The organism is Streptococcus sp. HMSC077F03, assembly GCF_001812375.1.
Classification (GTDB): Bacteria; Bacillota; Bacilli; order Lactobacillales; family Streptococcaceae; genus Streptococcus; species Streptococcus oralis_S.
In genome coordinates this window covers 36086-41993 of record NZ_KV808783.1, presented here as the reverse complement: position 1 = coordinate 41993, position 5908 = coordinate 36086, and the positions used below count along the sequence as shown (strand labels likewise).

Here is a 5908-nt window from a genome sequence, read left to right as displayed (position 1 = left end):
TACTGGAGGTCATAGACTTTTACTAGTTTAACTAAATCTCGTGCCAAGGTTGAAACATTGCAGGATACATAGACCATTTTTTCTGGGACATAGGTCAGAATGGTATCCAGTAACTTATCATCTAAGCCTGTACGAGGAGGATCGACTATCAAGGCATCTGCTCGGTAGCCTTCTTTATACCAGCGTGGAATAATCTCTTCAGCTGTTCCCGCTTCGTAATGGGTATTGTCAAACCCCATTTTTTGAGCATTTCTCTTGGCATCTTCTATGGCTTCCGGAATAATATCCATTCCTCTGAGACTCTTGACCTTCTTTGCGAAGGCAAATCCAATCGTACCAACACCACAATAAGCATCGATTAGATGGTCTTCTTTGCTGACATCCAGAGCCTTAATTGCTTCACTATAGAGAATTTCTGTCTGCTCCGGATTAAGTTGATAAAAAGCTCGGGGCGAGAGAGAAAACTCATAGTCCAGTACTCCTTCTTGAATGCTCTTTTGGCCCCAGATAATTTCCGTCTTTTCACCATAGATTTCACTTGTTTTTGCTGTATTTGTATTGACTGCAACTGTGACAACTTCTGGAGAATCTTTAACTAAGTCTCTTACCAGCTGGGTTAAATTAAGCTGGCGATTCGTGACAATGATTATCTGAACTTGCCCCGTTTTTCTTGCTCTTCGTACCATGATCGTGCGAACACCGAGCGTTTTTCTCTCATCTGTAATTGGAATTTGGTGGTAAGTAAGAAGTTCAGCTAGGCGATTCGCAATCACTTGGGTTTCCTTATCTTGCACCAAACAGTCTTTCAACTCTACGAGATAATGAGAGTTTTGCGCATACAAACCTGCCTTGACCTGATTTTTAAATTTCCGAGTCTGGAATTGAAGCTTAGCACGGTAGTACTTTGGTTCCTGCATTCCGATAGTTGGACGGATTTCATAGTTTTCATATCCTGCAGGAGCAAATTTTTTCAGGGCTTGGTGGAGCAAATCCGTTTTGAACTCCAACTGTTTATCGTAGTGGAGGTGCATGATTTGGCAACCACCACATTCATTATAAATCGTACAAGCTGGCACGACCCGAAATTTCGACTTCTTATTAACCTTTAGTAATTTGGCTTCAACAAAGTTACGTTTAATAGAAGTAATCTGACAATAGATATCTTCTCCTTTGAGGGCGCCTGGCACAAAAACTAAAGTTTTTTGGTAAAATCCGATTCCCTCGCCATTGATGCCCATCCGCTTGATTTTTAAAGGTATTTTTTGTTTGACTTTCAGATTCATACCCCTATCTTATCACATTTTAGGGTATAATAGAACTATGAAAATCACAAAACTTGAAAAGAAAAAACGTCTCTACTTGATGGAGTTAGATGGACAGCAAACCTCTTATATCACGGAGGATACCATTGTCCGTTTTATGTTGTCTAAAGATAAGGTGGTTAGCACTGAAGAATTGACCGAGATTCAGGGCTTTTCTCAGTTTTCTTATGGTAAGAATCTCGCCCTCTACCATCTATCATTTAAAGCTCGAACCGAAAAGGAAGTTCGTGAGTATCTGAAAAAGTATGATCTTGATGAAAAAATCACAAGTCAAGTTATCGCCAATCTTAAAGAAGATAACTGGATTAATGATCGTCAGTATGCCTATTCTATCATCAATGCCAATCAACTTTCTGGAGATAAGGGACCCTATGTGCTAGCTCAAAAACTGTCTCAAAAAGGGATTGCCAAATCAACGATTGAAGAGGTTTTAAAGGATTTTGATTTTTCAGAGGTCGCTAAACGTGTGGCAGAGAAACTTCTTAAAAAATACACGGGAAAGCTTCCCGCTCGTGCCTTGCAAGATAAGATTATCCAAAACTTGACCAACAAAGGCTTCTCCTATTCTGATGCTAAGAATACCTTTGACGACTTGGACAGTCAAGTCGACCAAGAAACGACTCAAGAACTCATTTTTAAAGAGCTAGACAAACAATATGCTAAGTATGCTCGAAAGTATGAAGGATACGAACTTAAACAACGTTTAACCCAAGTTTTAGCTCGAAAAGGCTATGATTTTTCGGATATAGCAAGCGCTCTCAGAGAATATCTTTAACATTTTCAGGTAAAATTCAAAAAAATTAGACCGATTTATGATATAATAGTAAACGATAAACTTATAAATTGTAGAAAGTTGGTTAGTTATGAAACTTCCAAAAGAAGGCGACTTTATTACAATTCAAAGTTATAAGCATGATGGGAGTCTTCACCGTACTTGGCGGGACACCATGGTACTAAAAACAACAGAGAACGCCATTATCGGCGTCAACGACCACACACTTGTTACCGAAAGTGACGGTCGTCGTTGGGTGACTCGAGAACCGGCTATTGTTTACTTTCACAAAAAATATTGGTTTAATATCATTGCCATGATTCGTGATAATGGGATTTCCTACTATTGCAATATGGCCAGCCCCTACTATCTAGATGAGGAAGCCCTGAAATACATTGATTATGATTTGGATGTCAAGGTCTTCACTGATGGTGAAAAGCGTCTCTTGGACGTTGAAGAGTATGAGCGCCATAAACGCAAAATGAAGTATTCTGATGATTTAGACTATATTTTGAAAGAGCATGTTAAAATCCTTGTTGATTGGATCAACAATGGGCGCGGTCCTTTCTCAGAGGCCTATGTCAACATTTGGTACAAACGCTACATAGAACTAAAGAATCGGTAAAGTTGTCAAACCGGGGTGAGAGCTCTGGTTTTTTATTTGAAAAACCCAGCCTAGAAGCTGGGTTAATTGCTATATATCTAATTTAGTGACAGTAAACTTGATGTGGGAATAGTCTTTTTCAACATCCTTATCCAACAAGAAAGCTGTGGCATCCTTCTTAACCTGAACAAGATCAATATTCTGGGCTTGAGCTGCATAGACGCATCCACAATAACATTGACGATAAATATCATACTCCTCGCACATCTCCACCGAGCGCTTGTAGCCTTGGTTTTTCTTGAAATCACTTGGGAGATAGTGGGTTGTATAAATCTTTTGCACATCAATTCCGATGCTGTTGATGGTTTGAGAATTCTTATGGGGACTGATGGTCAAAGCTGAACCAAAGTAGTCAAAGCCCAAGTCCATAGCTACTTGCGCCGTTTTATCCAGACGGTAGTCAAAACAAACCTTGCAACGATCGCCGCCTTCTGGTTCTTCTTCCAGCCCTCTGACTAACTTCCGGTATTCATTTGGTTCGTAGGGCGCTTCTAAATACTGGACCGTATTGCCTGTTCGCTCATTGAAATCATTAACAAATTTCTTGGTGACGTAAGCCCGCTTGTGGTATTCTGCCTTGGGATGGATATTGGAATTGGCAAAATAGATAGTCACATCAGCGTATTTGGTCAGGTATTCTAGGGTGTAGGTACTACAAGGAGCACAGCAAACATGCATGAGAATAGTGGGACGTTGCTCATTTTTCTCCCAAACTTGAACCATTTTTTTCATAACACGGTCATAATTAATCTTCTGATTGGGATTCATCTTGCTCAGAATTTCTTCTACATCAATCATGTTCTTCTCCTTTTTCTAGTCTTATTTTATCATATAAGTTAGGAGAGCTCAAATCAATTTTAGAAGAGAAAACCATAAAAGGAGGGATGCATGTCCCCTCCTTTTGTGTTTTTTATAAGTTACTTTTACATCATGCCGCCCATCATGCTTGAATCCATTGCTGGAGCTGGGGCTGCTGGTTCCGGTTTATTGGCTACGACTGCTTCTGTTGTCAAAATCAAGCTGGCTACAGATGCTGCATTTTGAAGGGCTGAACGGCTCACTTTAACTGGGTCAATGATTCCTTCTTCAATCATATTAACCCACTCGCCAGTTGCTGCGTTGAAGCCTGTACCAACTTCAGCATTTTTCAAACGGTCAATAACAATAGAACCTTCGAATCCCGCATTGTGGGCGATTTGACGAACAGGCTCTTCCAAGGCACGGAGAACAATATTGCGTCCTGTTGCTTCATCTCCTGTCAATTCCAAATCAGCCACGGCTGGAATGACATTGGCAAGGGCAGTTCCACCACCAGCAACGATCCCTTCTTCCACGGCTGCACGAGTAGCGTTGAGGGCATCTTCAATGCGGAGTTTCATTTCTTTCAACTCAGTTTCAGTTGCAGCGCCGACCTTGATGACTGCAACACCACCTGACAATTTAGCCAATCGTTCTTGGAGTTTTTCACGGTCGAATTCAGAAGTTGTGGTTTCGATTTGTGACTTGATAACTGCAACACGGTGAGAAATAGCTTCAGGATTTCCAGCACCTTCTACGATAACAGCGCTATCTTTGTCCACAGTTACTCTCGCTGCTTGACCAAGCGCCTCAATAGTAGCGTCCTTCAACTCAAGGCCAAGATCTTCTGTGATAACAGTTCCACCTGTCAAGATAGCGATATCTTCAAGCATCGCTTTACGACGATCACCAAAGCCAGGTGCCTTAACTGCTACGACGTTGAAGGTTCCACGAATCTTATTCAATACTAGAGTCGGAAGAGCTTCGCCATCTACATCATCCGCGATAATCAAGAGTGGACGATTGCTTTGAAGAATACTTTCTAAGAGTGGCAAGATTTCTTGGATATTTGAAATCTTCTTATCAGTAATCAAAATGTATGGATTTTCGAGGTCAGCCACCATTTTTTCGCTATCTGTCACCATGTACTGTGATAGGTAACCGCGGTCAAACTGCATCCCTTCCACGACTTCAAGCTCTGTTTCCATACCACGTGATTCTTCAATAGTGATGACTCCATCTTTTCCAACTTTTTCCATAGCTTCAGAGATGTATTCGCCGACTTTCTCAGAACGGGAAGATACGGCAGCAACCTGAGCGATGGCTTCTTTGTTGGCAACAGGAATGGCATTGTTTTTCAAGGCTTCTACAGCTGCGGCAACTGCTGCTTCAATCCCACGACGGATACCGATTGGGTTGGCACCTGCAGTGACGTTTTTGATTCCTTCACGGACGATAGCTTGGGTCAAGACAGTTGCAGTTGTCGTTCCGTCACCTGCGATATCATTGGTTTTTGAAGCTACTTCTGATACCAATTTGGCACCCATATTTTCAAAATGGTCTTCCAATTCGATTTCTTTGGCAATAGTAACACCGTCATTGGTAATTAATGGTGAACCAAATGATTTTTCCAATACAACATTACGACCTTTTGGTCCCAAGGTTACTTTAACAGTATCTGCAAGGATATCGACACCACGGACCATAGCTGAACGAGCATCAGATGAAAATTTAATTTCTTTTGACATACTTACTTTCTCCTTCTATTCTTCAATGATTGCCAAAATATTGGCTTCGCCAACGATGATGTACTTTTCATCGCCATCTTTGACATCAATACCTGCATGAGCTTCAACTAAGACACGGTCTCCAGGCTTAACGCTTGGAGCAACCAAGTCACCGTTCAAGGTACGAACCCCTTGTCCAGTAGCTACAACTTGGGCTGTTTTTGTTTTTTCTTGGGCTGAGCCCGCAAGGACAAAGCCTCCAACAGTTTGTTCTTTTTCTTCGATTTTCAAGACCACACGGTCTCCTAATGGTTTCAACATCTGTTTTCCTCCATGATGAAATACATATTATTAGCACTCTTTATATCTGAGTGCTAATTCATAGTTCTATTGTATCACTTGGTCAGAAATAGTCAAGAAAAAAGTCTGACTTTGGCAAGATAAAAAGCCTGAGACCAACTCAGACTTTTCAATGTTTATACTCAATGAAAATCAAAGATCAAACTAGGAAGCTAGCCGCAGGTTGCTCAAAGCACTGCTTTGAGGTTGTAGATAGAACTGACGAAGTCAGTTACCTATACCTACAGCAAGGTGAAGCTGACGTGGTTTGAAGAGATTTTCGAAG

The 5908-nt window shown here is 41.2% G+C and carries 6 protein-coding genes; 2 read left to right on the top strand and 4 right to left on the bottom strand.

Features of this window, described 5'->3' with window-relative positions; genetic code table 11:
- Positions 1 to 1283, bottom strand: a 1283-nt coding sequence (gene rlmD, locus HMPREF2853_RS05150) for a 23S rRNA (uracil(1939)-C(5))-methyltransferase RlmD (RefSeq protein ID WP_070535155.1), incomplete at its 3' end; no start/stop codon positions are given.
- Positions 1284 to 1320: 37 nt separating this feature from the next.
- On the opposite strand from rlmD, the gene recX reads away from it, so the two are divergent.
- Both recX and HMPREF2853_RS05140 read left to right on the top strand, forming a co-directional pair.
- Positions 1321 to 2097 (top strand): recombination regulator RecX, encoded by a 777-nt coding sequence (gene recX / locus HMPREF2853_RS05145; RefSeq protein WP_070535153.1) that lies wholly within the window; start codon positions 1321 to 1323, stop codon positions 2095 to 2097.
- Positions 2098 to 2185: 88 nt separating this feature from the next.
- Complete coding sequence (locus tag HMPREF2853_RS05140; protein ID WP_000775318.1) at positions 2186 to 2719, top strand: nucleoside tri-diphosphate phosphatase; 534 nt, start codon at positions 2186 to 2188, stop codon at positions 2717 to 2719.
- Between the two features lie 69 nt (positions 2720 to 2788).
- Here HMPREF2853_RS05140 and HMPREF2853_RS05135 read toward each other — a convergent pair whose 3' ends face one another.
- From HMPREF2853_RS05135 to groES, 3 genes are all read right to left on the bottom strand, one after another.
- The gene (locus tag HMPREF2853_RS05135; RefSeq protein WP_070535152.1) at positions 2789 to 3556 is read right to left on the bottom strand and encodes an epoxyqueuosine reductase QueH; all 768 of its coding nucleotides are present in this window, start codon (positions 3554 to 3556) and stop codon (positions 2789 to 2791) included.
- A 125-nt stretch (positions 3557 to 3681) separates the two neighbouring features.
- A complete protein-coding gene (gene groL, locus HMPREF2853_RS05130) occupies positions 3682 to 5304 on the bottom strand; it encodes a chaperonin GroEL (RefSeq protein WP_070535150.1) in 1623 nt (540 codons plus the stop codon).
- A gap of 15 nt (positions 5305 to 5319) precedes the next feature.
- Complete coding sequence (gene groES, locus HMPREF2853_RS05125; protein WP_000917326.1) at positions 5320 to 5604, bottom strand: co-chaperone GroES; 285 nt, start codon at positions 5602 to 5604, stop codon at positions 5320 to 5322.
- Positions 5605 to 5908: the final 304 nt, after the last annotated feature.

What these genes read in the sequence shown, in the direction of transcription:
- groES (WP_000917326.1), bottom strand. Translation starts at nt 5,604, where the DNA reads ATGTTGAAACCATTAGGAGACCGTGTGGTCTTGAAAATCGAAGAAAAA.
- HMPREF2853_RS05140 (WP_000775318.1), top strand. Translation starts at nt 2,186, where the DNA reads ATGAAACTTCCAAAAGAAGGCGACTTTATTACAATTCAAAGTTATAAG.
- recX (WP_070535153.1), top strand. Translation starts at nt 1,321, where the DNA reads ATGAAAATCACAAAACTTGAAAAGAAAAAACGTCTCTACTTGATGGAG.
- groL (WP_070535150.1), bottom strand. Translation starts at nt 5,304, where the DNA reads ATGTCAAAAGAAATTAAATTTTCATCTGATGCTCGTTCAGCTATGGTC.
- HMPREF2853_RS05135 (WP_070535152.1), bottom strand. Translation starts at nt 3,556, where the DNA reads ATGATTGATGTAGAAGAAATTCTGAGCAAGATGAATCCCAATCAGAAG.